Below are 24,470 nucleotides of genomic sequence, written 5' to 3'. Positions count from 1 at the left end.
ACACTTGCGCCGGACCACCCTGTCGTGTGTATAGTGGCATCACTCGGCTTATGCTGAGGGTGTATCGGCCCGACCCCCCGGGGTTGATACGCGACGACCTCCGCCTCCTCCCCCCCTGGCGGGGGTCGTCTTTTTTAACCGGTAATTAGTTCGCCGGAGAGCCCCCGCGCTGACTGGAACGTGTTACAGATCCGGCTTTTCATACGATTAGTTTGGTTTTATCGGTAACACGTACTTTGGGTTATGCACAGTCGGGAATTTCGTCCACACCCGCTGGCAATCGGGTGTCGTGACGAAGCCTCTCGCGCCACAGTGAGGCGGTGAGCGCAGCCACCGGCCTGTTGGCCCTTGTCACCCAACCGGCGCTGCGTGACGAACTGGACCGGGTAGCCGCGGCGGCGGGCGCACGCATCATTCACCTCGGCGCCGAGATGCCGAACCGCAGGGCTTGGTCGGCTGCGGCGGCCGTGGTGCTCGATGAGGAGGCTGCCGCCCGGTGCGGCCCGGCCCGGTTGCCGCGCCGCTCCCACGTCGTTGTGCTCACCGGCGGTCAACCCACCACACTCACCTGGCAAGTCGGCGTCGCCGTCGGGGCGCAACGGGTGCTGGCCCTACCCGCTGAAGGCAACGAGCTGGTTGCCGAGCTGGCCGAGGCCGGCGAATCGGTGCGCGATGGGGTGCGCCGCGGCGACGTCATCGCGGTGATCGGCGCGCGCGGGGGAGCGGGCGCATCGCTGCTGGCGACGGCGCTGGCCCAGCACGCAGGTGATGCGTTGCTGGTCGACCTCGACGCGTGGGGCGGCGGCATCGATCTGCTGGTGGGCACTGAGAACGCTGCCGGCCTCCGCTGGTGCGACCTGGCGCAACACAGCGGGCGGCTGACCTGGCCGGCACTGCGCGAAGCGCTGCCCCGTCAGCGCGGGGTGAGTGTCCTATCCGGTGCCCGCCGGGGCGACGCGGCCTACCAGACCGCTGATGTCGACGCCGGCACCGTCGACGCTGTCGTGGATGCGGGCCGTCGTGGCGGGGTCACCGTGGTCTGCGACCTTCCCCGGGTGTTGGCCGATCCAGGCGAAACCGCCCTGAGCGCTGCCGATCTCGTAGTGGTGGTCAGCTCCTGCGACGTACGGTCGTGCGCGGCCGGCGCCGCGATCGCACCGCGGTTGCGCGCGGTGAACCCCCACGTCGGCCTGGTCGTGCGCGGACCGGCTCCCGGCGGTCTTCGGGCCGCGGAGGTGGCAGAGATCATCGGGTTACCACTGCTGGCTGGATTGCGGGCCGAACCCCGACTGGTTGAGCGCCTCGAACACGCGGGTCTGCGGTTGCATCGCCGCTCTGCGCTGGCGGCGGCGGCCGGTCGGGTCCTTGAACTGTTGCCTCAGCGGAAAGCCCTGGCCTCATGAAAGATTCGCTGATCGACCGGGTCCGGGAACGTCTGGCAGCGCAGTCTTGGGAGGCCCGGGGAGACTCGGAGCTGCGCCCTCAGGCGGTGGCCGCAGCGATCCGGGCTGAATCCGGTGGTGTGCTCGGCGATACCGAAATGCTGTCCAGCCTGCGGGTTCTGCAGACCGAACTGACCGGCGCCGGCGTGCTGGAACCACTGCTGTGTTCCTCGGGCACCACCGACGTTCTGGTCACCGCTCCCGATGCGGTGTGGGTCGACGATGGGGACGGTTTGCGGCGCAGCGAGATTCGGTTCGCCGATGAAGCTGCGGTGCGACGGCTGGCCCAGCGGCTGGCGGTAGCTGCGGGACGTCGGCTCGACGACGCCCAGCCCTGGGTCGACGGGAAGTTGCACGGGATCGGCACCGGCGAGTTCACCGTGCGCCTGCACGCGATTCTGCCGCCGGTTGCCGCCGATGGGACGTGCCTGTCACTGCGCGTGCTGCATCCAGCCACTCAAGACCTCGCCGCACTGACCGCCGCCGGCGCCATTGCGCCGCAGGCCGCCACCCTGCTGTCCGACATCATCACCGCCCGGCTGGCATTTCTGGTCTCCGGCGGTACGGGCGCCGGTAAGACAACCCTGCTGGCCGCTCTGCTCGGCGCGGTCAGCGAAGGCGAGCGGGTGGTGTGCGTGGAGGATGCACCCGAGTTGCAGCCGCGCCACCCGCACCTGGTCCGACTGGTGGCCCGCGCGGCCAACGTCGAAGGTGCCGGCGAGGTGAGTCTGCGCGAGCTGGTTCGGCAGGCGCTGCGGATGCGGCCGGATCGGCTGGTGGTCGGCGAGGTCCGGGGCGCCGAAGTGGTCGACCTGCTGGCCGCATTGAACACCGGCCACGACGGCGGCGCCGGAACCGTACACGCCAACAACTCGGCTGAAGTCCCGGCCCGCCTGGAAGCGCTTGCCGCACTGGGCGGTCTGGACCGTGCCGGCCTGCACAGCCAACTGGCGGCGGCCGTCCAGGTGCTGATGCACGTCGCGCGCGACCGCGACGGCATCCGGCGACTCACCGACATCTCGATGCTGCGCCGCACGGCTGCCGGGCACGTGCAGGCCGCGCCGGTGTGGCAGATCGGACGCGGACTGACCGACCACGCCGCCGAATTCCGCGCGCTGCTGCGCGATCGGATGCCCGCGTGAGCGGCCCCGCGACCGCGGCACTGGCGTTGGCCGCGGCGATCCTGCTCGGTGCTTCGCCACGCCGCCGCCTCGCACCGCCCGACCAACCGCTTGGCGCTGCGGTCGCCGGGCGGGCCGGCCGCTGGAGCCTCATCGGCGCGGTGGCCGGGGCTGCTGTGCTGGTCGCGCTGGTCCTGCCGCGGAGCACGTGGTTGGCCGGAGTCCTGTTGGGCACCACCGCCATCGTGCGACGTCGCCGTGGTCTGCGCCGTCGTCGGGCCGTCGCGGAAGCGCGTGCCCTGGAAACCGCACTGGACGCCCTGGCGGCTGAGCTGCGCGTCGGAGCGCATCCGGTGCGGGCGTTCGCTATGGCCGCCGCCGAATCCAACCATCCCGCGGTGGCCGCCGGGCTGGGCGGAGTCGCCGCTCGGGCGCGGCTCGGTGCCGATGTCGCGACCGGCCTGCGCGATGCCGCCGTATCCTCGGCACTGCCCTCGCAGTGGGAGCGGCTCGCAGCCTACTGGGAACTCGGGGGACAACACGGCTTGGCGATCGCCGCGCTGATGCAAGCCGCGCAGCGCGATATCACTGCCCGGCAAAGGTTCTCGGCGCGTGCCGAAGCCGGCATGGCCGGCGCCCGCGCCTCAGCGACGCTCTTGGCCTGTCTGCCGGTATTGGGTGTGCTGCTGGGGCAATTGATCGGAGCCCGGCCGGTGGTCTTTCTGCTCGGCGGAACGGGCGGGGTGCTGTCGCTGATCGGGATAGGCCTGGTCTGCGCCGGGCTGCTGTGGTCAGACCGGATCACCGCCCAGGCCGGCGGTGTCCTATGACCGGCGCCGCGATGCTGCTGGCTGTGGCGGTGCTCGCCGCCGCCGGACCGGAGACGGTGCGGGAGCGGGCCGGGCTACCCCGGCCAGCACGTCCGACGCTGCGTCGGACAGTCCCGGGCTCCGATGCGCTGGCGCTGGCAGCTGACCTCGAGGTGTTCGCGCTCTGCCTGACCTCGGGGATGTCCGTGTCCGGAGCGGCCCGGGCCACCGCCCGGCACGCGCCGCCGGCACTCGCGGCGGCATTGCACCGGGGCGCGGACCTGCTGGCGCTGGGTGCCGAACCGGCCATTGCCTGGTCGGCGCCGAACGATTCGGCTGCCGGTGCGCTCGACCCGACAACCACCGCGGTGCTGCGCCTGGCCCGAAGGTCGGGGTCATCGGGTGCCGCGCTGGCCAGTGGACTCGGTGAACTTGCTGTGCAGTGTCGCGACGAGGCGGCGCATTCGGCGACGGCCGCCGCAGAGCGAGCAGGGGTGTTGATTGCTGGGCCGCTCGGATTGTGCTTTCTGCCCGCATTCGTCTGCCTGGGAATCGTGCCGGTCGTGGCCGGCCTGGCCGGTGACGTGCTGCGGTCGGGGCTGTTTTGATCGGGCGATGCTTGGCGGACCAACCGCGAGAACATGAGTAGGTTACCGATGAAGGAGGCTGTGTGAGTACTCGGGTATCACAGGTACGCAACATGTTTCGTGTCCTATCGTTGAAGATGGTGCTGCTGGCATCCGATGACTCCGGGATGTCCACGGTGGAATATGCGATCGGGACAATCGCGGCCGCGGCGTTCGGCGCGATCCTCTACACAGTGGTCACCGGTGATTCGATCGTGTCGGCACTGAACCGCGTCATCGGGCGCGCGCTGAACACCAAGGTCTGACGGGTCGTGCGCGGCCGTGGACGATTCGTCGAGGACACCGGCGCCAGCACGGTCGAGGCAGCGTTTGCGCTGGCGGCACTGGTCTCGGTGCTGGTGCTCTGCCTGGCCGGGATCACCGCGGTGTCCGCCCAAATCCGCTGCGTCGACGCCGCGCGGGAAGCCGCCCGGCTGGCCGCACGCGGCGACGCCTCCGCGGTCACCGCGGTGGTGCGCCAGATTGCGCCCGACGGTGCGACGGTCCGGCTGCGTTCCGAAGGTGACGTGGTGGTTGCCCGCGTCACCGCCCGGCCGGTTCTGTTGCCCGGCTTGGCGATCACCGCCGAAGCGGTCTCGGCGGTCGAGCCGTCGCGGTGAAGCCGGCGGGGCCACCGTGGCCGCGGCCGCGATGGTCGCGGTGCTGCTGAGCGTCACCGGCGGCGGCTTCGTACTCGGTGGTGCGGTCATCGCGCGACATCGTGCTCAGGCCATCGCCGACCTGGCGGCGCTGGCCGCTGCGGGCCGGGTTCCGGCCGGGCCCGCCGGCGCGTGCGCGCAAGCCACGATGCTGGGATCGCGAATGCATGCCGGTGAAATCAGTTGCGCGGTAGACGGACTCGACGTGGTGATCACCGTCGCGATGCCGGTCCCCGGCTGGCGGTTTGGCCCCGCCCGCGCGACGGCTCGCGCCGGGCCTGTCGACTAGGGAGCTTCGACAGTGGCGCTCAACCCAGTGTCGGCGAGTTCGGCCTCGGTGGGCAGGCGCAGCGCAACCAGCCCGGCCACGGTGCCCTCGTCGAGTTCCACCCGGTTGACCGTCACGTGGACCGGCGCCCAACCGCCGTCGCTCTGGCGTAGCCGCAGCACCCCGCTCGCCGGCGCCTGGGAGCTGGCCAGGTCGGTCTCCATCCGGGCGATCTGTACCTGGTCGTCGGGATGGACTCGCGATACCTCCGCCGGACTGCGCCAGTCGTAGAACGGGCACGGCTCATCCAGCCATTTCAGCAACCGCCGATTGGCCAGATCCACCATGGCCCGGTGCACGCCCGGCTGGGCCAGCGCATGCAGGATCTGCTGCGCCAGGAAGTCGGGGCGCTGCACTGCGCCGTCGAACTGGCCACGCCAATTCATCCCGCGCGTCACCAGATGCTCACGCCCCCCAGGAACGGCCTCTCGGGCCGTGCGGACCACGAATCCCACCCGAATGGTCTCACCGTGGAAATCGGTGACATCCCAACTGCTGCAGATGGTCTGGCCCGGTTCGGCCCGGATCGCCAGGGCCAGCACCTTGTTCTCGTTCGGGCTGAATTCGCGGGCGGGCAACTCTTCGACGAACGCCCGGCCATGAGTGGCCTCCACCTCCGGGTCCTTGCCGCTGTTGGTCAGCGACTCCCTGGTGTCGGTGGCCACCCCCAGCGTCAGGTCCCACTTCAACGGGCCCGGGATGGGGCGCTCAGATGGTTCCATGTCGGCCGGCCCGGTCCAGACGTGTATCCCGTGCACCCGGCCATCGGACATCACCACGGGTTCGGTGCGGATCACCCGATCGCGGCGGGGCGTGATGCTGGCCAGGCTTTGCCCGGTGCGCACCGATTCGGCGATCGCGGTCTGAATCGCCGCGAGGTGTGGGCTGCGTCGCAGGAACTGGGTGAGTGACACCAGATTCTTCAGCTGGCGGCCCTGCGCGACGACTACCGGTTCACCCCCGAGGGTTTCCACCAGCAACCAGTCGTGCGCCATAAGTCGGGATATTACGGCTACCGCCCTTCTACCAGCGTCAACAGTGAATAATTTCCCGGAATTCGCGTCCGTTTCGCACAGCCCGACGCGCTGCCAAGTTGCGGAGGATCCGGTGCAGCCGGTAACTTACGGCCGCATCCGGTCATGTACCGGGTTGGGAACGGATCGCATCTCTCGACCGTTCGTCTTACTGTCCCGCGTGCTGTTTTGCGTGGTGACGCCTGTCACTGCGACGCAGTTGACGGGGTAAGGGCTCGGGGGAGTCGGCCGTTCGGGGGGTCGGCCGACTCCCGCAGTCATTCAGAGCCCGTATGCGAGCCGTCGAGTTTGCCGAGCACCAATCGCAGCACTCGCACCGCGCCTTGCTTATCCAACGGGTCATTGCCGTTGCCGCATTTGGGCGACTGCACGCACGACGGACATCCGTGCGGGCACTCGCAGGATTCGATCGCCTCCGCGGTGGCGGTAAGCCAAGTGGCCGCAGCACGGAATCCCCGCTCGGCGAAGCCGGCGCCCCCGGGGTGACCGTCGTAGACGAAGACACTGGGCAGGCCTCCCAGCGCCTCCGGCCCCACCGCGGTGGACAGGCCGCCGATGTCGCCGCGATCGCAGCTGGCCACCAGTGGCAGCAGCCCGATCGCCGCATGCTCGGCGGCATGTAGCGCACCCGGGATCGCAGGTTCGGCGACCCCGCAGGCGGCCAGCTCGTCGGCGTCGATGGTGTAAACCACCGCCATGGTCGGCAACGTCGCCGGCGGCACGTCCAGGTCGATGAAATCCAGCACCTCCCCGGTCGGCAGCCGTCGCAGATAGCCGACGATCTGGTGGGTCACCGTCACTGGCATCAGCCCGAGACTGACCGGGCCGAACCAGGCGCGTTCGCCTTCCCCCGTCACGTCGATGTCGGTGATCTCGCGCGCGAACGTGGCGTAGCCGGGATCCTCGGCATGCACGAACGCGATCTGACGCTCGATATCCAGCGAATCGACCACATAACTCTCGCCCTGATGCAAATACACCGCGCCGGTGTGCACCGTGGCCGGCGCTCGCCCGGCATCGACGCTGCCCAGCAGGCGGCCGGTGTCGGCTTCCACGATCACCACCTGCCCGCCGGCCGAGCCGCGGATCTCCACCGTCGCGTGCGGGTCGAGCCCGGGTACCGGGAAGTACCGGTCAGAGCGCCGTCGCAGCAATCCTTCGTCGACCAGGTCGTCGGCCACCTGCTCGGCACCGAGGCGCGCCACTTCGGCGACGGTCAACGGCAGTTCGGCGGCTGCACACAGCAGCTGCGGCCCCAGCACATAGGGGTTGGCCGGGTCGATCACCACCTGCTCGATCGGCTTGTCCAGCAGCGCCTCGGGGTGATGCACCAGGTAGGTGTCCAGCGGGTCGTCGCGAGCGACCAGCACAATCAGCGCCGTCTGGCCCCGCCGACCCGACCGGCCGGCCTGTTGCCAGAACGAGGTCACTGTGCCGGGGAAGCCGGCCATCACCACCGCATCCAACCCGGCGATGTCCACCCCCAGCTCCAGGGCGTTGGTAGTGGCCAGGCCGTAGAGCTCGCCGTCGGCCAGCGCGCGCTCCAAGGCGCGGCGATCCTCGGCCAGGTAGCCGGCCCGGTAGGAGGCGACCTTGTCGACCAGCGTTGGGGCGACCGATTCCAGCCGGGTGCGGGCCGCCAGCGCGGTGAGTTCCGCGCCCCGACGTGAGCGCACGAAGGTCAGGGTGCGTGCCCCCTCGGCGATCAGGTCGGCCATCACCCGGGCCGCCTCGGTGCCGGCGGCGCGGCGCACCGGTGCGCCGTTCTCACCCGTCATATCGGTGCGCAGCGCCGGCTCCCACAGGGCCACGGTCCGGGCCCCGTGCGGCGAGCCGTCCTCGGTGACCTCGGCGACGGGCTCGCCGATCAGGGCCGATGCGCTGGCGCCCGGTAACGCGGTGGTGGCGCTGGCGAAGATCACGGTGGGCCCGGCAGCGGCCCCCGGCGCCGCATAGCGCTCGCACAACCGCAGCAGCCGTCGCAGCACCATCGCCACGTGCGAGCCGAAGATTCCCCGGTAATAGTGGCATTCGTCGACGATCACGAAGCGCAGCCCGCGCAGGTAGGCCGCCCAGCGGGCGTGGTTTCGCAGCAGCGACAGATGGATCATGTCCGGATTGGAGAACACCCAGCGGGACCGTTCCCGGGCGAACCGGCGGATCTCGGCGGCGCTGTCGCCGTCGTAGGCGGTGGGCGCCACGGCTCCGGCCGCGCCACCCAGGCGTGGCACCGCCATGCTCAGCGTGTGCGCCGCGCGCAGCTGATCGTGCCCCAGCGCCTTCGTCGGCGACAGATAGAGCACCCGGGCGCGGGGATCGGTCGCCAGTGCCTGCAGCACCGGAAGTTGATAGGCCAGCGATTTCCCCGACGCCGTGCCGGTGCTGATCACTACGTGCTGCCCGGCGTGCGCCAATTCGGCGGCGGCCAGCTGATGCGACCACGGCACCTCGATCCCGCGTTCGGTGAAGGCACTGATCACGTCGGGCTCGGCCCAGTCCGGCCAGGCGCTGGTGCGGCCCGCCGATGGCGGCAGGTCGGCGACGTGACGCAGCGGGTCTTCACCGGTCTCGACCCCGGCGAGCGCGGCGGCCAGCAATTCACCACCGAAATTCGCCGTCATTGGTCCATCCTCAATTGCCTGGTTTATGCGGCGGTCCCAGCTTCGCCTCTCCTACGTCGAGTCTCGCTGAACCGCCGGCCTCGAATGCCGCCGCCGTATTGTTCACCCTTTGGTAGAGATTTCGGCACCGCAGTCTGTCCTCGGCGCGACGAACATGGTTGACTGATGGCGGTCGTAGCTTCTGTGTTCGTGTTAAGCCTTCGCAGGATCTGTGGTTGCGGCCGCAGTGCCCGCGGGGGAGTGTCGGTACAGCACCGGCCGACCGCCAGGGTACGGCGGTCGGAACAGGCCCGGGGCAGCGAAAATCGGTGCCCCGAACAACGGTGCGTAGCGCACCGGGCAAGAAGAGTAAGGAAAGATCGACAAATGCCACAGGGAACTGTGAAGTGGTTCAACGCGGAAAAGGGCTTCGGCTTCATCGCACCAGAGGACGGCTCGGCGGACGTGTTTGTCCACTACACGGAGATCCAGGGAAGCGGCTTTCGCACCCTTGAGGAAAACCAGCGGGTGGAGTTCGAGGTCGGGCAGAGCCCCAAGGGCCCCCAGGCCACGGGCGTCCGCGCCGTCTGAGCCACGGAATTTGACGTCACCCCCCGGGCAGCTCCCGCCAACGGAGCTAAGCCGGGGGGTTTCGTTTCGGGCGGGTAAGACCGCCCCGGATGCCGCCGGACGGTGGACCGGCTTACTGTCGGTGACGTGAGCCAGCTTTCCTTCTTTTCGGCAGAGTCGGTGCCGCCCAGCGTTGCCGACCTCACCGGGGTACTGGCTGGCCCGGGACAGATCGTCGTAGTGGGCGATGGCGCGCGGCTGTCGGTCGTGGTCGACGCCCCCTGGCGGGCTGTGGCGCTGGCCGAGTTGATCGGTGAAGCCGGTCTGCTGTCCGAGGTCACTCGCACCGAGGAAGACACCCCGCTGGTGCGGACTGCGGTCGACGCGCGCCTGCGCGTACTGGCCCAGGCCTGGACCCGCGGGGCCGTCAAGACGGTGCCGCCGCAATGGCTGCCGGGTCCGCGGGAACTGCGGGCGTGGACGCTGGCGGCCGGGACGGCCGAGGACGACCGATACCTGCTCGGCCTCGATCCGCACGCGCCGGACACTTACGAGCCGCTGGCCTCGGCCATGATGCGGGCGGGGATCGCGCCCACGCTGATCGGGACTCGTGGGGGCCATCCGGCGCTGCGGATCACGGGCCGCCGCCGGTTGTCGCGGCTGGTCGAAAACGTCGGGGAATCACCCGCGGATCCCGAGGCGTTGAGTCAATGGCCGCGTGTCGGGGCCACGATCCCGGGCCATGCGGACGGTCTTTGAGAGAATGCACTGCTGAACGCCGGTTTGCATCGGCACGGGCGTGAGTGCGAGATTGTCAGTTGTCCACCGCGGCCGTGACGCGGCGGTGCGGACAGAAGTGGAGTGGTAAGCGCAAGGTGGCTGACTCGAAGACGGTGAGCGCCCGCAATGGCGATAAAACACCCGTGCGGCGGCTCGTCATTGTCGAGTCGCCAACTAAGGCACGGAAAATTGCGGGCTACCTGGGCAGCAATTACGTCGTCGAGTCCTCCCGAGGGCACATCCGGGACCTGCCCCGCAACGCCGCTGACGTACCGGCGAAGTACAAAACCGAAGCGTGGGCGCGTCTGGGTGTCAACGTGGACGCCGACTTCGAACCGCTCTACATCGTCAGCCCCGACAAGAAGAGCACCGTTGCCGAGCTCAAGGACCTGCTCAAGGACGTCGATGAGCTCTATCTGGCCACCGATGGTGACCGGGAGGGCGAGGCGATCGCCTGGCACCTGCTGGAGACCCTGAAACCGCGCATCCCGGTCAAACGGATGGTGTTCCACGAGATCACCGAGCCGGCGATCCGCAACGCCGCCGAGAACCCCCGCGACCTGGACATTGACCTGGTAGACGCGCAGGAGACCAGGCGCGTCCTGGACCGGCTGTACGGCTACGAGGTCAGCCCCGTGCTGTGGAAGAAGGTTGCGCCGAAGCTGTCGGCGGGCCGCGTCCAGTCGGTGGCCACCCGCATCATCGTGCAGCGCGAACGCGAGCGGATGGCGTTCCGTAGTGCCTCGTACTGGGACGTGGTCGCCCAACTGGACGCCAGCGTCTCCGACCCGACGGCCTCCCCGCCCAACTTCAGCGCCCGACTGGTCGCCGTCGACGAACTGCGGGTCGCCAGTGGTCGCGACTTCGACTCGCTGGGCGCACTGAAGAAGCCCGACGAGGTGCGGGTCCTCGACGAAGCCGCGGCCACCGCCCTGGCGGCCGGCCTGCAGGGCGCATCGCTGTCGGTCACCTCGGTGGAGGAGAAGCCCTACACCCGGCGGCCCTACGCGCCCTTCATGACCTCGACATTGCAGCAGGAAGCCGGCCGCAAGCTGCGGTTCTCCGCCGAGCGGACGATGAGCATCGCCCAGCGGCTCTACGAGAACGGCTACATCACCTACATGCGTACCGACTCGACGACGCTGTCGCAGTCGGCAATCGATGCCGCGCGTACCCAGGCCCGCCAGCTCTACGGCGAGGAGTACGTCTCGCCGTCGCCGCGGCAGTACACCCGCAAGGTAAAGAACGCCCAGGAAGCCCACGAGGCGATCCGGCCGGCCGGCGAGACGTTCGCCACCCCCGACGCGGTGCGCAACGAGCTGGGCAGTGACGAGTTCCGGCTCTACGAGCTGATCTGGCAGCGCACCGTCGCCTCGCAGATGGCCGACGCCCGCGGCACCACGCTGAGCCTGCGGATCGGCGGGCAATCCGGCAGTCAGCAGGTGACGTTCGCCGCCAGCGGTCGCACCATCACGTTCGCTGGCTTCCTCAAGGCCTACGTGGAGACCGTCGACGAGTTGGCCGGTGGTGAAGCCGACGACGCCGAGCGGCGGCTGCCGCTGCTCACTCAGGGTCAGCGGGTGGACGCCACCGAGCTGACCCCCGACGGGCACGCCACCAACCCGCCCGCGCGCTACACCGAGGCCTCGCTGGTCAAGGCGCTCGAAGAGCTGGGCATCGGCCGACCGTCGACGTACTCCTCGATCATCAAGACCATCCAGGACCGCGGCTACGTCTACAAAAAGGGCAGTGCCCTGGTGCCGACCTGGGTGGCGTTCGCCGTGATCGGGCTGCTTGAGCAGCACTTCGGCCGGCTGGTCGACTACGACTTCACCGCCGCCATGGAGGACGAGCTCGACGGGATCGCCGCCGGGCGCCAGCGTCGCACCGACTGGCTGCACAACTTCTACTTCGGCGGCGATTACGGGGTGGAAGGCTCCATCTCTCGCGCCGGTGGCTTGAAGAAGCTGGTCGGGGTCAACTTGGAGGGCATCGACGCCCGCGAGATCAACTCGATCAAGCTGTTCGATGACGCCGAGGGCAGGCCGGTCTATGTCCGGGTGGGCAAGAACGGCCCGTACCTGGAGCGGATGATCACCGGGGACGACGGCGAGCCGACCCCGCAGCGGGCCAACCTGGACGACTCGCTGCCGCCGGACGAGCTGACCCTGGCACTGGCCGAGGAACGCTTCGCCACCCCGCAGGAGGGCCGGTCGCTCGGTGTGGACCCGGCCACCGGGCATGAGGTCGTCGCCAAGGACGGGCGTTACGGCCCGTACGTCACCGAAGTTCTGCCGCCACCACCGGACGACGAGTCCGGGGCGACGGCCAAGAAGGGCAAGAAGCCGACCGGTCCCAAGCCGCGCACCGGTTCACTGCTGCGCAGCATGAGCCTGGAAACCGTGACGCTCGACGACGCGCTGAAGCTGCTGTCGCTGCCGCGGGTGGTCGGCGTCGACCCGGAGTCCGGCGATGAGATCACCGCGCAGAACGGCCGTTACGGGCCATATCTGAAGCGCGGCACCGATTCTCGGTCGCTGGCCACCGAGGAGCAGATCTTCGAGATCTCCCTCGAAGAGGCGCTCAAGATCTACGCCGAGCCGAAACGCCGTGGCCGCCAAGCGGCTGCGACTGCGGCGCTGCGGGAGTTGGGTACCGACCCGACCAGCGGCAAGCCGATGGTGATCAAGGACGGCCGATTCGGTCCGTACGTGACCGACGGCGAGACGAACGCCAGCCTGCGCAAGGGCGATGAGGTGGCCACGATCACCGATGAGCGTGCCTCTGAACTGCTCGCCGACCGGCGCGCGCGGGGGCCGGTCAAGAAGGCCGCCAAGAAGACGGCGGCCCGCAAGGCGCCCGCGAAAAAGGCGCCGGCGAAGAAGGCAGCCGCGAAGAAGGCCACCAAGAGCTGAGTCAGTCGGCTGCGGCCGCGGGCTCGGCGTCCTCGACGATCTCGGCCGGGATCGGTTCCAGCGCTGCGAGGTTCAGTGGCCGCGCCAGCTGAGTGGGAACGGCGCGCCCGCGCAGCTCGACGATCTCGCCGACCTCCCAGCACAGCGCCTCGGCGTCGACCGCGCCGCTGACCGCCACCGCCGAAGCCAGTACGTGGCCGTCCTCCAACTTGGCCAGCTCGGTGAGCCGGGCGGCCTCGTTGACCGGGTCGCCGATCACGGTGTACTCGAAACGGGCCCGGGCGCCGATGTGGCCGGCGATGGCCCGCCCGGCCGACACCCCGATGCCGAACTCTTCGGAACCGAGCACCGGCAGCAGGCCGTCGTGCAGTTCGCGGGCCGCCGCCAAGGCCGCGCTCGAAGCATCCGGGTGCTCGATGGGCGCACCGAAGATGGCCAGCGCCGCGTCACCCTGGAACTTGTTGACGAAACCGCCGTGGCGTCCAACGGCCTCGACCACGACCCGGAAGAACTCGTTGAGCAGGTTGACGACCTCGCTGGGCGGCCGAGTCGCGGCCAGCTGGGTGGAACCCACCAAGTCGATGAAGAGCACCGCCACGTCGCGCTCCTGGCCGCCCAGCTCGGTGCCACGCTCTAGGGCACGTCGGGCCACGTCCTCACCGACGTAGCGGCCGAACAGGTCGCGCAGTCGCTGCCGCTCGGCCAGGTCACGCACCATGTCGTTGAACCCGGCCTGCAGCAGCCCGAGCTCACTGGCGTCGTAGATCTGCATGTGCGCGTTGTAGTTGCCGCGCTGTACCTCGCCAAGCGCCCAGCGCAACTGGCGCAGCGGGTCGGCGATCGACATCGACACCAGCACGGTGCCGGCCAGCCCGATCACCAGTGCGGCCAGCGCCATCAGCAGGATCGGGGTGAACAGCTTGTCCGGCGAGGCGTTGAGCAACGATGCCTTGCCGGCCAACACCGACAGCACGATCGCGAGCACCGGCACGCCGGTCGACAGCAGCCAGGTCAGCAGCTGGCGCAGGATCACTCCCGGCGCCCGCAGCTTCTCCGGGGTCCCGTCCCGCAGGGCCGCGACGGCGACCGGCCGCAGCACCCGCTCGGACTGCAGGTAACCGATGATCGCGGTGGCGGCGGCGCCCAGGGCGGTGGCGGTGACCACGACCGGCACGACGTTGTGCACCACCTGCCAGCTGATGATGACGAACACCACCCCGCCGACCGTCCAGTAGCAGATGCTGATCAGGGAGCGGTAGAACGGCATCCGCAGCGCCCGGGACCGGGCCAGCTCGGTATCTGCGGGATCGGAGTCGCCGTTGGTCTCCAGATCGGCGAGCAGCGCCTCCCGGCGCTGCCAGCGGAACACCGGCATCAGCAATGCGGTGCTGATCGAAAAGCCGAGCCCGAATAGGCACAGCAGCACGACCGCGAACAGCGCCAGGTTCAGGCGCGGCAGGTCCTGCAGATTGATGCGGTCTTCCTCGGGCAGGCCGAAGCGCAGGAAACCGAAGACGAACAGCGAACCGATGATGTCGGCTTGCAGCATGCTCAGCGTGAAAACCGGCCAGGGTGTGCGCACGACCCAGCGGACGAATCGGTTGATCCGCCCGACCAGGGTCGTGGTGGTGCTCACCAGCACACCGTATCGGGCGAGAGGGGGAATGACCGAGGCTGATGGCGTTGGAACGTCGGGTCAAGCCACTACTGTGACCGATGATGTCCGGGGTTTTTGCGCGTTTGGTGGGCCAGCAGTCGGTCGAAACCGACCTGCTGGCTGCCGCGCGGGCGTCTCGACGTGATTCAGCACACAGTGGCACGACCGCCGGGGGTATGACCCATGCCTGGTTGATCACCGGCCCGCCCGGATCGGGCCGGTCGATCGCGGCGGTGTGTTTCGCCGCGGCGCTGCAGTGCACTGCCGACGAGTCCGAGGGCGGACCGGGCTGCGGACGGTGCCGCGCCTGCACCACGACGATGGCCGGCACCCACGCCGACGTACGGCGGGTAGTGCCCGAGGGACTGTCCATCGGCGTCGACGAGATGCGGGCCATCGTGCAGGCCGCCTCCCGGCGTCCCGGCACGGGCCGCTGGCAGATCGTGGTGGTCGAGGACGCCGACCGGCTCACCGAGGGCGCGGGCAACGCCCTGCTGAAGGTCGTCGAGGAGCCGCCGCCCTCGACGGTGTTTCTCTTGTGCGCCCCTTCGGTCGACCCCGAGGACATCGCCATCACGTTGCGGTCCCGCTGCCGCCACGTGGCGCTCGTGACGCCGCCGCCGGCGGCTATCGCCCAGGTGCTGATCGACGCCGACGGGCTCGACCGCGAGACGGCGGACTGGGCGGCTGCGATCAGCGGCGGCCACGTGGGCCGGGCTCGAAGGCTGGCCACCGATTCCGAGGCCCGGCAGCGCCGTCAGCGCGCCCTGTCGCTGGCGCGCGACGCGGCGACCCCGTCGCGGGCGTTCACCGCGGTCGACGAGTTGGTGGCCGCAGCAGAGTCCGAGGCGCGGGATCTGACCGCTGAGCGCGCCGAGGTCGAGACCGAGGAGCTGCGCACCGCGCTGGGGGCAGGCGGGACCGGCAAGGGCACCGCCGGAACACTGCGCGGCACCGCCGGGGTGATCAAGGACCTGGAGCGCCGGCAGAAATCCCGCCAGACCCGGGCCTCGCGTGACGCGCTGGACCGGGCCCTGATCGACCTGGCCACCTACTTCCGCGACGCCCTGCTGGCGGCCACGGGTTCGGCCGGCGTCGCCCGGCCGAACCACCCGGATATGACCGATGCGGTGGCGGCGATCGCTGCCCACGCGTCGCCGGATCGGCTGTTGCGCTGCATCGAGGCGGTGCTCGAATGCCGTGACGCCCTGGCGGCCAACGTCAAGCCCCGCTTCGCCGTCGGCGCCATGGTGGCCACCGTCGGGCAGGCCCTGCGGGACGACCTGTAGACTGACCCGGCCCGGTTTAGGCGGGGCGCGCCACCTTAGCTCAGTCGGTAGAGCAATTCACTCGTAATGAATAGGTCAGGAGTTCGATTCTCCTAGGTGGCTCCACAAGTTTGACGTTTCTCCGGTTCGCCTAACGCCTGTTTCGGTTGCTCCTCAGAGAAAACCCTTGGCACGGTGCCGCCACAGCGGGATAATTTGCCAGAATCACGTCAACTCGCTGTGAAATGGGCGGAACCATGACGAACCCCAATGTTCCGAGACCCAACCCGAAAAGAGACGAGTGGGTTGAATGGGCACGCCGCAATGTCGACGGCGACGAACAAGCGATTCAGCGCGCGGCCGACGCCGCGTTACGGTCGTTGCGGGCTGGCGCCACAGCTAATCAGGCGGCGGACACCGCACGCGCCGCGGCGGCAGATCCCACCCCGCCTCAAGACCTACACCGAGCGCAAACTGAATCAGAGCCCCAAGTTGCGCCGTCCGTAGACGTCAATGCGCCACCCGGAACCATCGTCGGACGCGCCAAGAGGGTTTCCAAGCAGCAACAACTCGCCAGCGGCGGATCCATTCAGACCCTCGAATTTCAACTGTGTCCACCCGACGGTGCGCCGCCAGTTCTCGTCCAAATGCGCGGCATTCTGCTTGAGGGCGGGATCCTCGATGGTGATCTCGTTCAAGTACCGAGCGCGACCGGCAACAGCGGATTTATCGAAACCGACTATGCCTACAACCTGACCCGGGACACAGCAGTCCAGATGCGCAAGGGGATCACCGGTGCGATCGGCCTGAGCGACGCGACTATTGGCCGCCGCTGGACCACGGCGAAATTCGTTGTGGCGGGTGTAGTCCTCTGTGGCTTCTTCGTTGTCGCAGCCGTTGTCGCCATCTTCTTTTTCACTGCTGCACCACGCGTGGGTGATCAGATTCGTCAGGACCAGCAGGAACACCAAGAAGTCAAGGCTGACTGGTGTAGAAGTGCACGCGACGCCGGGATGGAGCTTCCCCAAGTGTGCGACGGCCTTATCTGACACGGGCACGACCACTGGATGGGCTGAGAGATGCACGACCAGGTCGCCGATGACGACACATTGAACGGGTCCTCCGACGACGTCGACAGCGACACGCAGGACAGTTCTGACGATGAGGACTTATCGAGTCCGCCGCCTGGCGACAGTGACGACCACCTTCCGGGCCCGCCGCCTGGCGACAGTGACGACCACCCGCAAGGCCCACCGCCGGCTGATAGTGACGACCACCCGCAAGGCCCACCGCCGGCTGATAGTGACGACCACCCGCAAGGCCCACCGCCGGCTGATAGTGACGACCACCACTTGCCGAGCCCGCCGCCCGACAACGATGATCACCCGCAGGGGCCGCCGCCGCCCGACCACGACGATCAGTTGCCGAGCCCGCCGCCTGGCGACAGCGACGACCACCCGCAAGGCCCACCGCCGCCCGGCAGCGATGATCACCCGCAGGGTTCGCCGTCGCCCGGCAGCGATGACCATCCGCCACCGCCGACCGGAGGCGACCATCCTCTAGGTGCACCCGCCGACGGCGACGATCACCTGCCGAGTCCACCGCCCACCGGCGACGGCGACGGCGGCCACACGATCTCTCCCGATCCAGCTAGCACCAGTACACAAACCGACGGAACGAACCAGCACAACCTCGGCGCAACGAACCAAAACGACACTGTCTTGCCGAACGGAACTGTCGTCCATCCGTCCGGAGTCACATACGGGGATGGGAAGGGTGGTTCCTGGAACTACTACACGGATAACGACGGAAACCAATGGGCGATTCACCTAAATGCCGACGGAAATGCTGATGGCTACGGACGGGTAGATTTCGACACCAATACGATCCGGGTCGTTCCGATCAGCCCTCCGCCGTCGGCTCCGCCACCTTCGTCGCCTCCGCCGTCGGCTCCGCCACCTTCGTCGCCTCCGCCGTCGGCTCCGCCACCTTCGTCGCCTCCGCCGTCGGCTCCGCCACCTTCGTCGCCTCCGCCGTCGGCTCCGCCACCTTCGTCGCCTCCGCCGTCGGCTCCGCCACCTTCGTCGCCTCCGCCGTCGGCTCCGCCACCTTCGTCGCCTCCGCCGTCGGCTCCGCCACCTTCGTCGCCTCCGCCGTCGGCTCCGCCACCTTCGTCGCCTCCGCCGTCGGCTCCGCCACCTTCGTCTCCTCCGCCGTCGGCTCCGCCACCTTCGTCGCCTCCGCCGTCGGCTCCGCCACCTTCGTCGCCTCCGCCGTCGGCTCCGCCACCTTCGTCGCCTCCGCCGTCGGCTCCGCCACCTTCGTCGCCTCCGCCGTCGCCTCCGCCGTCGGCTCCGACAGGTCCGCCGGGAGATCCGTTCAATCTGCTGCGTGGCGTATCTCCCGGTTCACCTACGCAGCGCCCCTTCTACGACCCTGCGACTGGGCGCACTCACATCGACAACACCAACTTCCCGCCCCCCGGAGTCCACAACCGAGATGACCTCGAGGCACTGAAGTCGACTGAACCTCATCGTGTGATCGGCCGAACGGCCCTTGAGATTCTGACCGGGCTTCTTGGCGAGGGGACCGCTTCGGCTCCGGGCTCACCCGAACAAGCGCGCCATGATTTCGAGAACAACCCTTCGGTCAGCTACACCCGCCAAGCGGTCAACATCGCGTTGTTCATGTTGCCTATCGAACGAGTCCTTGGAACCGCGCTGTCCGGTGCCCGGCGATTGCTGACGCTGGGACGGGGGACAACGACGGCGGAGAAGGCATTCCTACGTGATTTGGCTTCGGTTGGTGGTGGCGCCGAACGTAGTGCGACGCAGGCAGCGCGGCCCACCGGGGTGCCCAAACCGTCAGCGCCGCAAGCAGGCAGTGATCCGTTGCGTCACGTGGTTGACGAAGATCTTGAAGCTTTCATGCGCGAGTTTCGCTCCGAACCGCACCCCGCCCCAGGTGGGCGAACGCCCGCGCCGCATCTGGCCCGCGGAAACTTCGGCGAGCGTATGGCAGCTGACCGGTATGCCCGTGATGGGCATCGCATCCTGTCGTATAAGCCGGACATTGCCGGCACCAACCAGGGCGGTATTGACCTCGTCACGATCAAGGACGGAATCGTGCGCTTCGTCGACAACAAAGCGCTTTCACGAGGGGGAAACGTCAGCTCGGTGACGGCTCTGACAAAGAACTTCAACCAGAATGTTGCCAAGGTCCTCGTTGAGTTTGAACAACACCTCGCGCGCACGGACATTTCCCAGGCTGAGCGTCAACTCATTCAGGAGGCGCGCGACGCGATCAGGGCCGGCAAGTTCGAGCGCATCGTCACGAACGCCAATTTGAACTCCAGCATCTCCACCACAGGTGTGACAGAGACCTTGCGCAAAGAAGGCATCAAGTTCGTCGACATCATGCGTCAAACGCAATGAGTCACCGCGGCGTGGTCTCGCTGATCGCCACGCCCAGGTCATTCACGCTAATGACAATGATTGTCAATAAGCGTCAAATCGCGCTACCCTGAGACCGCGCAACGCGGCCCTGGCCCACACGGCTGCAGGCGTGTGGACACCACGACTCGAAATGAGCGATTTTTTGCACGCCAACGCCAAACCCAAAGTGTCGTCACTGTTTCGCTACATCGAGACCCTGCACGGCGACCGGGCATGGGGCGCCATGTTGGACTCCGGTACCGGGGTGAAATCTCTGGAGTGGATTCGGACACTGTCGACCGACCGCTGGACCGCGATCACGGCTGCACCCAGCATGGCCGAGGCGGCCCGTGCGGCACTGGGCGACGGAATCCGGCCACAAGACCGGCTGCTGGTCGGCAACTGGATCGATGACAGTTTGCTCGCCGGCGAAACCTTCGACACCGTGCTGGTCGATTATCTCGTCGGCGCGATCGAGGGCTTCGCCCCGTACTGGCAGGACCAGGCGTTCGAACGATTGCGCCCGCTGATCGCCGACACCGGCCGGCTCTATGTCACCGGGCTGGAACCCTACGTTCAGTACCGGCCCGAGACCGAAAGCGGCCGCATCATTTGGGAAATCGGGCGGGCCCGCGACGCGTGTCTGCTGCTGGCCGGGGAACGGCCCTACCGCGAATATCCGCTCGACTGGATGCTGCGCCAGCTCGAACGGGCCGGGTTTGCGATCGTGGAGAGTCGACGCTTCCCGATTCGCTACGGACCCGGTCATGTCAACCGCCAGCTTGATATGTGCCGCAGGCGACTTCAACGCTTCGGGTCCGCGGCGCTGGGCAGCGGGATGCTCCAATATGTCGAAGAGCTACGGCTTCGAGCGCTGCTCATCCTCGCCCGTGACGGCGGCCTGCGGCACGGTCACGACTACGTGATCGCCGCGGAACCCTCGCCCTGAACCTGTCTTTAGATGTACATCGCCGGGTCGATGTAGCTGGTCGGGTCCACCAGCGGCTCCCGCTGCTTCTCAGTCCGGTGACGTACCGCGGCCGGTATTCCGGTGGCGATGCAATCCGCCGGCACATCTTGGGTCACAACAGCATTCGCGCCGATGGCGCTGCCGTCTCCGATGGTGATCGGACCGAGTACCTTCGCCCCGGCGCCCACCGTGACGCCGTTGCCGATGGTCGGGTGGCGCTTGCCGTGACTCAGCGAGCGCCCGCCGAGGGTCACACCGTGGTAGACCATGACGTCATCGCCGATCTCGGTGGTCTCGCCGATCACCACGCCCAGGCCGTGGTCGATGAAGAATCGCCGCCCGATCGTCGCGCCCGGGTGGATCTCGATACCGGTGGCGAACCGGGTGGCCTGAGCCAGCACGCGGGCCACCCCGCGCAGCGCCGGCTTGGCCCACAGTCGGTGCGCGATCCGATACGACCAGATCGCATGCAGGCCCGAATAGACCAGGGCGTTCTCGAAGTCCCCGCGCGCCGCCGGGTCGTGGTCGCGCGCGTTGCGCAGGTCCTCACGCACCGTCGTCCACACGCTCATGAGCGCGCTCACTGCCGAATGTGTTCGAACAGTGGTGTCGAGATGTAGCGCTCGCCGAAGTCGGGAACCACCACCACGATCAGCTTGCCGGCGTTCTCGGGGCGCTTGGCCAGCTCGAGGGCGGCCCACACGTTGGCACCGGCCGAGATTCCGCCGAGGATGCCCTCCTCAGTGCCCAGTGCGCGAGCCACCCGGATGGCGTCGTCGAACTGCGCGTCGATGATCTCGTCGTAGCAGTCACGGTCGAGCACCTCGGGGACGAAGTTGGCGCCCAGGCCCTGGATCTTGTGCGGGCCGGGGTCGGCGCCGTGCAGGATCGCGGAGTCCTTGGGTTCCACGCCGACGATCTGGACCTCGGGCTTGTGGGCCCGCAGGGTGTGCGAGACGCCGGTCAGCGTGCCGCCGGTACCGATGCCGGCGACAAAGATGTCGACCGCGCCGCCGGTGTCCTTCCAGATCTCTTCGCCGGTCGTCCGTTCGTGGATGGCCGGGTTGGCCGGGTTGGCGAATTGGTCTGCGGACAGGGCGTTGTGGGTGTCGGCGACGATCTGCTTGGCCTTGGCCACCGCGCCGGCCATGCCCTCGGAGCCCGGCGTCAGCACGATCTCGGCGCCGTAGGCGCGCAGCATCACCCGGCGCTCGGTGGACATGGTGTCCGGCATGGTCAGGATCACCTTGTAACCCCGGGCGGCGCCCACCATCGCCAGGGCGATGCCGGTGTTGCCGCTGGTGGCCTCCACGATGGTGCCCCCGGGGCGCAGCTGGCCGGACTTCTCAGCGGCGTCGATGATCGCAACGCCGATACGGTCCTTGACGCTGTTGGCGGGGTTGTAGAACTCGAGTTTGGCCGCCACTTGAGCGCCCAGTCCCTCGGTCAGCCGGTTGAGCCGCACCAGCGGCGTATGGCCGATCAGCTCGGTGACGTTGTTGTAGATCCTGCCCATCAAATGCCCTTTCCTACCAAGGCCGCCATAGGTGCTACGCGCTCCCTTCGGCAATGCGCCGCACGGCCTTGATGAAGACGTCGATCTCTTCGAAAGTGTTGTAGAACGCGAACGACGGCCGCACGGTGGCCTCCAGGCCGTAACGGCGCAGGATCGGCTGTGCGCAGTGGTGACCGGCGCGCACCGCGATGCCCTCGGAGTTGAGTGCCTTGCCCACTTCCAACGGCTCGTGGCCGGCCAGCACGAACGACAACACACTGGCCTTTTCGTCGGCGGTGCCCACGAGCCGCACCCCGGGGATATCGGCCAGGCGTGGTGTGGCGTATTCGAGCAGGGCGTGCTCGTAGGCGGCGATGCGTTCGATGCCCACCCGTTCCACATAGCGCAGGGCTTCACCCAGGCCGACCGCGTCCGCGATATTGCCAGTGCCCGCCTCAAACTTGTTGGGCGGTTCCTGGTAGATCGAGCGTTCCAGGGTGACGTCGGCAATCATGTTACCTCCACCCTGCCACGGCGGCGTCTCGGCCAGCGCCTCGGCGGTGCCGTAGAGCGCTCCGATCCCGGTGGGACCGAAGATCTTGTGCCCGGAGAACACGAAGAAGTCCGCGCCCAGCGATTGCACGTCGATCGGGATGTGGGGGATCGACTGCGCCCCGTCGATCAGCACCCGAGCGCCGTAGCGGTGTGCGAGCTCGACGATGTCGTGCACCGGTGTGACGGTGCCCAGCGCGTTGGAGACATGTGTGGCGGCAACCAGTTTGGTTCGCGGTCCCAGCAGATCCTCGAACTCGCCCAGCAGCAGGTTGCCCGCCTCGTCCACCGGAGCCACCTTCAGAATCGCCCCGGTTTTCTTGGAGATCAATTGCCACGGAACGATATTCGCGTGGTGCTCTAGGTGAGTGATGACGATCTCATCGCCGGGGCCCAGATTCTTGCCACCCCAGGCGTACGCCACCAGGTTGATCGCCTCGGTGGTGCCGCGCACGAACACGATGTCCTCGCTGCGCGGTGCACCCAGGAATCGCCGCACGGTGTCGCGGGCGTCCTCGTATGCATCAGTGGCGCGGGCCGCGAGTTCGTGTGCGGCCCGGTGAATATTGGAGTTCTCGTGGGTGTAGAAGTGCGACAGTCGGTCGATGACGGCCTGCGGCTTCTGTGTGGTGGCGGCGTTGTCGAACCAGATCAACGGCTTGCCGTTGACGGTCTCGCGAAGGATCGGAAAGTCAGCGCGTACCGCGTTGACGTCGAAGATCTCGTGCGAGTCCGGCACCGTCGGAGCCGGTTCGGCGGCCGGCACGGCGCGGGACAAGAAGGCGTAGTTCGCCTCGTCGCCGCCCGCGGCCGGTGCGGGGGAGTCCTGCCAATCCAGCTGCGGTACCCCCGGCACGCCCCCGGGCCAGCCGGGAGCCGACCCACGCGGCGCGACCGGGACAGCTCCGGCCGGGGAACCGGCCAGCACCCCGGGCACGGTCGGCACAATGCCGCTCGGCACCGCGAAGGCCGACAGGCCGGCTACCCCCGGCGGGAGCAGTCCGGACGGGTCGGGTGCGCCGCCGCGCGGCGCCACCGCGGTGGTCTGCGGCGGTGAGTCCGGGCCGGGCCGGGCGGCATACAGCTGATTGGCCAGTACCTCCAGCTCAGCGGCGCTGACCGGTGGGTTTACCGGCCCGCGATCACTTGTACTCATGGAAACGGTCCACCGAGACGTCGTCGAGCACGGCGAGCGCATCGTCGGTGAGCACGGCCAGCGAGTTGTACAGCGTGACCAGGTAGGACGCGATCGCCGACCGGTTGATGCCGGTGAACCGCACCGACAGCCCCGGCGCCTGCTCACCGACCAGGCCGGGCTGGAACAACCCGACGACGCCTTGGCGCTCCTCGCCGGTGCGCACCAGCAGGAACTTGGTCTTGGAGTCCTCCACCGGCACCTTGTCGCTCGGCACGATCGGGATGCCGCGCCAAGTGATGAATTGGGCGCCGAACAGGTTCACCACCACAGGCGGCACACCGCGGCGGGTGGCTTCGCGGCCGAAGGCGGCCACGCCCAGCGGGTGGGTCAGGAAGAATCCGGGGGTCTTCCACACCTTGGTGATCAGCGAGTCCAGGTCGTCGGGGGTGGGCGGGCCGGTCAGGGTGGAGATGGTCTGCTCCGGTGTGGCCTGCGCCAACAGGCCGTACTCCGGGTTGTTGACCAGCTCGTACTCCTGGCGTTCCTTGATGGTCTCGATCGTCAGGCGCAGCTGCTGTGCGACCTGGTCGTGCGGGCTGGAGTACAGGTCGGAGACCCGGGTGTGCACATCGAGCAGCGTGGAGATCGACCGCAGGGTGTACTCCCGCGGGCTGGTCTCGTAGTCCACGAACGTCTGCGGCAGCGGTTCCTCCGAACCGGCGCCCTGCTCGGCTGCGATGGCGACCTGGCCGGGGTTGACCACCCGGTTGACCCGGTAAATACCGGCTTCGACCGGGACCCAGTTCAACAGGTGCAGCAGCCAGCGCGGCGTGATGGTGGCCAGTTGCGGGACAGTCTTGGTCGCATTGGCGAGTTGCCGTGCGGCGAGGTCCCCGAGCGCCTGAGATTCGTTCTGAGCGGACGTCATTGCTTTCCTCCTGATGAGTGACGGCGCCAATCATGGACTATGGTCCGGGTTTGCCCACCAGTTGCGCTCAGGGCGAATTGAATCCCTCGCAGTTCGCGCCGCTGCGGTACATGTCGTAGGGTATGTGTATGTCGAACATCACGC

Annotated in this window: 23 protein-coding genes and 1 tRNA gene; 16 read left to right on the top strand and 8 right to left on the bottom strand. The window is 68.2% G+C overall.

The annotated features are described in order from the left end of the window. Positions 1-320 precede the first annotated feature (320 nt). The 7 genes from ssd (at position 321) to RCP37_RS20220 (ending at position 4,946) form a co-directional block, all read left to right on the top strand. Complete coding sequence (gene ssd, locus RCP37_RS20250; RefSeq protein ID WP_308484731.1) at positions 321-1,403, top strand: septum site-determining protein Ssd; 1,083 nt, start codon at positions 321-323, stop codon at positions 1,401-1,403. Further along, positions 1,400-2,584 (top strand): TadA family conjugal transfer-associated ATPase, encoded by a 1,185-nt coding sequence (locus RCP37_RS20245; protein ID WP_308484730.1) that lies wholly within the window; start codon positions 1,400-1,402, stop codon positions 2,582-2,584. The genes ssd and RCP37_RS20245 overlap by 4 nt, the downstream gene beginning before the upstream one ends. Then, positions 2,581-3,393 carry a type II secretion system F family protein gene (locus RCP37_RS20240; RefSeq protein WP_308484729.1) on the top strand — a complete coding sequence of 271 codons (813 nt, stop codon included), beginning with the start codon at positions 2,581-2,583 and terminating at the stop codon, positions 3,391-3,393. Before RCP37_RS20245 ends, RCP37_RS20240 begins: the two co-directional genes overlap by 4 nt. Next, on the top strand, positions 3,390-3,980 hold the full coding sequence (locus RCP37_RS20235) for a type II secretion system F family protein (RefSeq protein WP_308484728.1): 591 nt from the start codon (positions 3,390-3,392) through the stop codon (positions 3,978-3,980). Before RCP37_RS20240 ends, RCP37_RS20235 begins: the two co-directional genes overlap by 4 nt. A 92-nt stretch (positions 3,981-4,072) precedes the next feature. After that, positions 4,073-4,264 (top strand): DUF4244 domain-containing protein, encoded by a 192-nt coding sequence (locus RCP37_RS20230; RefSeq protein ID WP_024441735.1) that lies wholly within the window; start codon positions 4,073-4,075, stop codon positions 4,262-4,264. Between the two features lie 6 nt (positions 4,265-4,270). Next, complete coding sequence (locus tag RCP37_RS20225; protein WP_308484727.1) at positions 4,271-4,618, top strand: TadE family type IV pilus minor pilin; 348 nt, start codon at positions 4,271-4,273, stop codon at positions 4,616-4,618. A gap of 16 nt (positions 4,619-4,634) precedes the next feature. Beyond that, positions 4,635-4,946, top strand: coding sequence for an Rv3654c family TadE-like protein (locus RCP37_RS20220; protein WP_255611376.1), 312 nt, complete (start codon positions 4,635-4,637; stop codon positions 4,944-4,946). Here the strand turns inward: RCP37_RS20220 and RCP37_RS20215 are convergent. Beyond that, complete coding sequence (locus tag RCP37_RS20215; protein ID WP_308484726.1) at positions 4,943-5,980, bottom strand: PAS domain-containing protein; 1,038 nt, start codon at positions 5,978-5,980, stop codon at positions 4,943-4,945. The genes RCP37_RS20220 and RCP37_RS20215 overlap by 4 nt on opposite strands. A gap of 296 nt (positions 5,981-6,276) precedes the next feature. Next, a complete protein-coding gene (locus RCP37_RS20210; RefSeq protein ID WP_308484725.1) occupies positions 6,277-8,640 on the bottom strand; it encodes a DNA 3'-5' helicase SftH in 2,364 nt (787 codons plus the stop codon). Between the two features lie 366 nt (positions 8,641-9,006). Here RCP37_RS20210 and RCP37_RS20205 point away from each other — a divergent pair, with 366 nt between their 5' ends. The 3 genes from RCP37_RS20205 to topA all read left to right on the top strand — a co-directional run bounded on the left by RCP37_RS20205 (position 9,007) and on the right by topA (position 12,884). Continuing rightward, positions 9,007-9,210 (top strand): cold-shock protein, encoded by a 204-nt coding sequence (locus RCP37_RS20205; RefSeq protein WP_005138711.1) that lies wholly within the window; start codon positions 9,007-9,009, stop codon positions 9,208-9,210. Between the two features lie 126 nt (positions 9,211-9,336). After that, positions 9,337-9,948 (top strand): hypothetical protein, encoded by a 612-nt coding sequence (locus RCP37_RS20200; RefSeq protein WP_308484724.1) that lies wholly within the window; start codon positions 9,337-9,339, stop codon positions 9,946-9,948. A gap of 116 nt (positions 9,949-10,064) precedes the next feature. Beyond that, complete coding sequence (topA, locus tag RCP37_RS20195; protein WP_308484723.1) at positions 10,065-12,884, top strand: type I DNA topoisomerase; 2,820 nt, start codon at positions 10,065-10,067, stop codon at positions 12,882-12,884. A gap of 1 nt (position 12,885) precedes the next feature. On the opposite strand, the gene RCP37_RS20190 is transcribed toward topA, so the two are convergent. Beyond that, entirely contained in the window at positions 12,886-14,550 is a 1,665-nt protein-coding gene (locus RCP37_RS20190) for an adenylate/guanylate cyclase domain-containing protein (protein WP_308487175.1), read from the bottom strand. Positions 14,551-14,603: 53 nt separating this feature from the next. Here RCP37_RS20190 and RCP37_RS20185 point away from each other — a divergent pair, with 53 nt between their 5' ends. The 4 genes from RCP37_RS20185 to RCP37_RS20170 all read left to right on the top strand — a co-directional run bounded on the left by RCP37_RS20185 (position 14,604) and on the right by RCP37_RS20170 (position 17,372). Continuing rightward, complete coding sequence (locus RCP37_RS20185) at positions 14,604-15,830, top strand: DNA polymerase III subunit delta' (RefSeq protein WP_308484722.1); 1,227 nt, start codon at positions 14,604-14,606, stop codon at positions 15,828-15,830. Positions 15,831-15,859: 29 nt separating this feature from the next. After that, positions 15,860-15,935: transfer RNA gene (locus RCP37_RS20180), tRNA-Thr, on the top strand. A 131-nt stretch (positions 15,936-16,066) separates the two neighbouring features. Then, the gene (locus RCP37_RS20175; protein WP_308484721.1) at positions 16,067-16,858 is read left to right on the top strand and encodes a hypothetical protein; all 792 of its coding nucleotides are present in this window, start codon (positions 16,067-16,069) and stop codon (positions 16,856-16,858) included. A gap of 112 nt (positions 16,859-16,970) precedes the next feature. Beyond that, entirely contained in the window at positions 16,971-17,372 is a 402-nt protein-coding gene (locus RCP37_RS20170; protein ID WP_308484720.1) for a hypothetical protein, read from the top strand. A gap of 292 nt (positions 17,373-17,664) precedes the next feature. On the opposite strand, the gene RCP37_RS20165 is transcribed toward RCP37_RS20170, so the two are convergent. After that, entirely contained in the window at positions 17,665-18,192 is a 528-nt protein-coding gene (locus tag RCP37_RS20165) for a hypothetical protein (RefSeq protein ID WP_308484719.1), read from the bottom strand. A gap of 154 nt (positions 18,193-18,346) precedes the next feature. On the opposite strand from RCP37_RS20165, the gene RCP37_RS20160 reads away from it, so the two are divergent. After that, positions 18,347-19,243 (top strand): hypothetical protein, encoded by an 897-nt coding sequence (locus tag RCP37_RS20160; RefSeq protein ID WP_308484718.1) that lies wholly within the window; start codon positions 18,347-18,349, stop codon positions 19,241-19,243. 151 nt (positions 19,244-19,394) lie between these two features. After that, positions 19,395-20,192, top strand: coding sequence for a class I SAM-dependent methyltransferase (locus RCP37_RS20155; protein ID WP_308484717.1), 798 nt, complete (start codon positions 19,395-19,397; stop codon positions 20,190-20,192). Positions 20,193-20,200: 8 nt separating this feature from the next. Here RCP37_RS20155 and epsC read toward each other — a convergent pair whose 3' ends face one another. Genes epsC through RCP37_RS20135 form a run of 4 tightly spaced genes read right to left on the bottom strand, consistent with a single transcriptional unit; the run spans position 20,201 to position 24,326 of the window. Further along, positions 20,201-20,785 (bottom strand): serine O-acetyltransferase EpsC, encoded by a 585-nt coding sequence (gene epsC, locus RCP37_RS20150; RefSeq protein WP_308484716.1) that lies wholly within the window; start codon positions 20,783-20,785, stop codon positions 20,201-20,203. 8 nt (positions 20,786-20,793) lie between these two features. Continuing rightward, positions 20,794-21,729 (bottom strand): cysteine synthase A, encoded by a 936-nt coding sequence (gene cysK / locus RCP37_RS20145; RefSeq protein ID WP_308484715.1) that lies wholly within the window; start codon positions 21,727-21,729, stop codon positions 20,794-20,796. A gap of 34 nt (positions 21,730-21,763) precedes the next feature. After that, positions 21,764-23,416 (bottom strand): family 2A encapsulin nanocompartment cargo protein cysteine desulfurase, encoded by a 1,653-nt coding sequence (locus RCP37_RS20140; protein WP_308484713.1) that lies wholly within the window; start codon positions 23,414-23,416, stop codon positions 21,764-21,766. Continuing rightward, a complete protein-coding gene (locus RCP37_RS20135; protein ID WP_308484712.1) occupies positions 23,403-24,326 on the bottom strand; it encodes a family 2A encapsulin nanocompartment shell protein in 924 nt (307 codons plus the stop codon). Before RCP37_RS20135 ends, RCP37_RS20140 begins: the two co-directional genes overlap by 14 nt. Positions 24,327-24,470 lie beyond the last annotated feature (144 nt).

It is taken from the genome of Mycolicibacter sp. MU0102 (genome assembly GCF_963378105.1).
Classification (GTDB): Bacteria; Actinomycetota; Actinomycetes; order Mycobacteriales; family Mycobacteriaceae; genus Mycobacterium; species Mycobacterium holstebronense.
This window is presented reverse-complemented; position numbering and strand designations above follow the sequence as displayed.

Bases quoted from the DNA above. Each gene is read 5' to 3' on its own strand.
- RCP37_RS20185 (WP_308484722.1), top strand. From the start codon at position 14,604: ATGTCCGGGGTTTTTGCGCGTTTGGTGGGCCAGCAGTCGGTCGAAACC.
- RCP37_RS20215 (WP_308484726.1), bottom strand. From the start codon at position 5,980: ATGGCGCACGACTGGTTGCTGGTGGAAACCCTCGGGGGTGAACCGGTA.
- RCP37_RS20205 (WP_005138711.1), top strand. From the start codon at position 9,007: ATGCCACAGGGAACTGTGAAGTGGTTCAACGCGGAAAAGGGCTTCGGC.
- RCP37_RS20170 (WP_308484720.1), top strand. From the start codon at position 16,971: ATGAGGACTTATCGAGTCCGCCGCCTGGCGACAGTGACGACCACCTTC.
- RCP37_RS20210 (WP_308484725.1), bottom strand. From the start codon at position 8,640: ATGACGGCGAATTTCGGTGGTGAATTGCTGGCCGCCGCGCTCGCCGGG.
- RCP37_RS20155 (WP_308484717.1), top strand. From the start codon at position 19,395: ATGAGCGATTTTTTGCACGCCAACGCCAAACCCAAAGTGTCGTCACTG.
- RCP37_RS20235 (WP_308484728.1), top strand. From the start codon at position 3,390: ATGACCGGCGCCGCGATGCTGCTGGCTGTGGCGGTGCTCGCCGCCGCC.
- RCP37_RS20135 (WP_308484712.1), bottom strand. From the start codon at position 24,326: ATGACGTCCGCTCAGAACGAATCTCAGGCGCTCGGGGACCTCGCCGCA.
- RCP37_RS20175 (WP_308484721.1), top strand. From the start codon at position 16,067: ATGACGAACCCCAATGTTCCGAGACCCAACCCGAAAAGAGACGAGTGG.
- RCP37_RS20230 (WP_024441735.1), top strand. From the start codon at position 4,073: ATGTTTCGTGTCCTATCGTTGAAGATGGTGCTGCTGGCATCCGATGAC.
- epsC (WP_308484716.1), bottom strand. From the start codon at position 20,785: ATGAGCGTGTGGACGACGGTGCGTGAGGACCTGCGCAACGCGCGCGAC.
- cysK (WP_308484715.1), bottom strand. From the start codon at position 21,729: ATGGGCAGGATCTACAACAACGTCACCGAGCTGATCGGCCATACGCCG.
- RCP37_RS20245 (WP_308484730.1), top strand. From the start codon at position 1,400: ATGAAAGATTCGCTGATCGACCGGGTCCGGGAACGTCTGGCAGCGCAG.
- RCP37_RS20140 (WP_308484713.1), bottom strand. From the start codon at position 23,416: ATGAGTACAAGTGATCGCGGGCCGGTAAACCCACCGGTCAGCGCCGCT.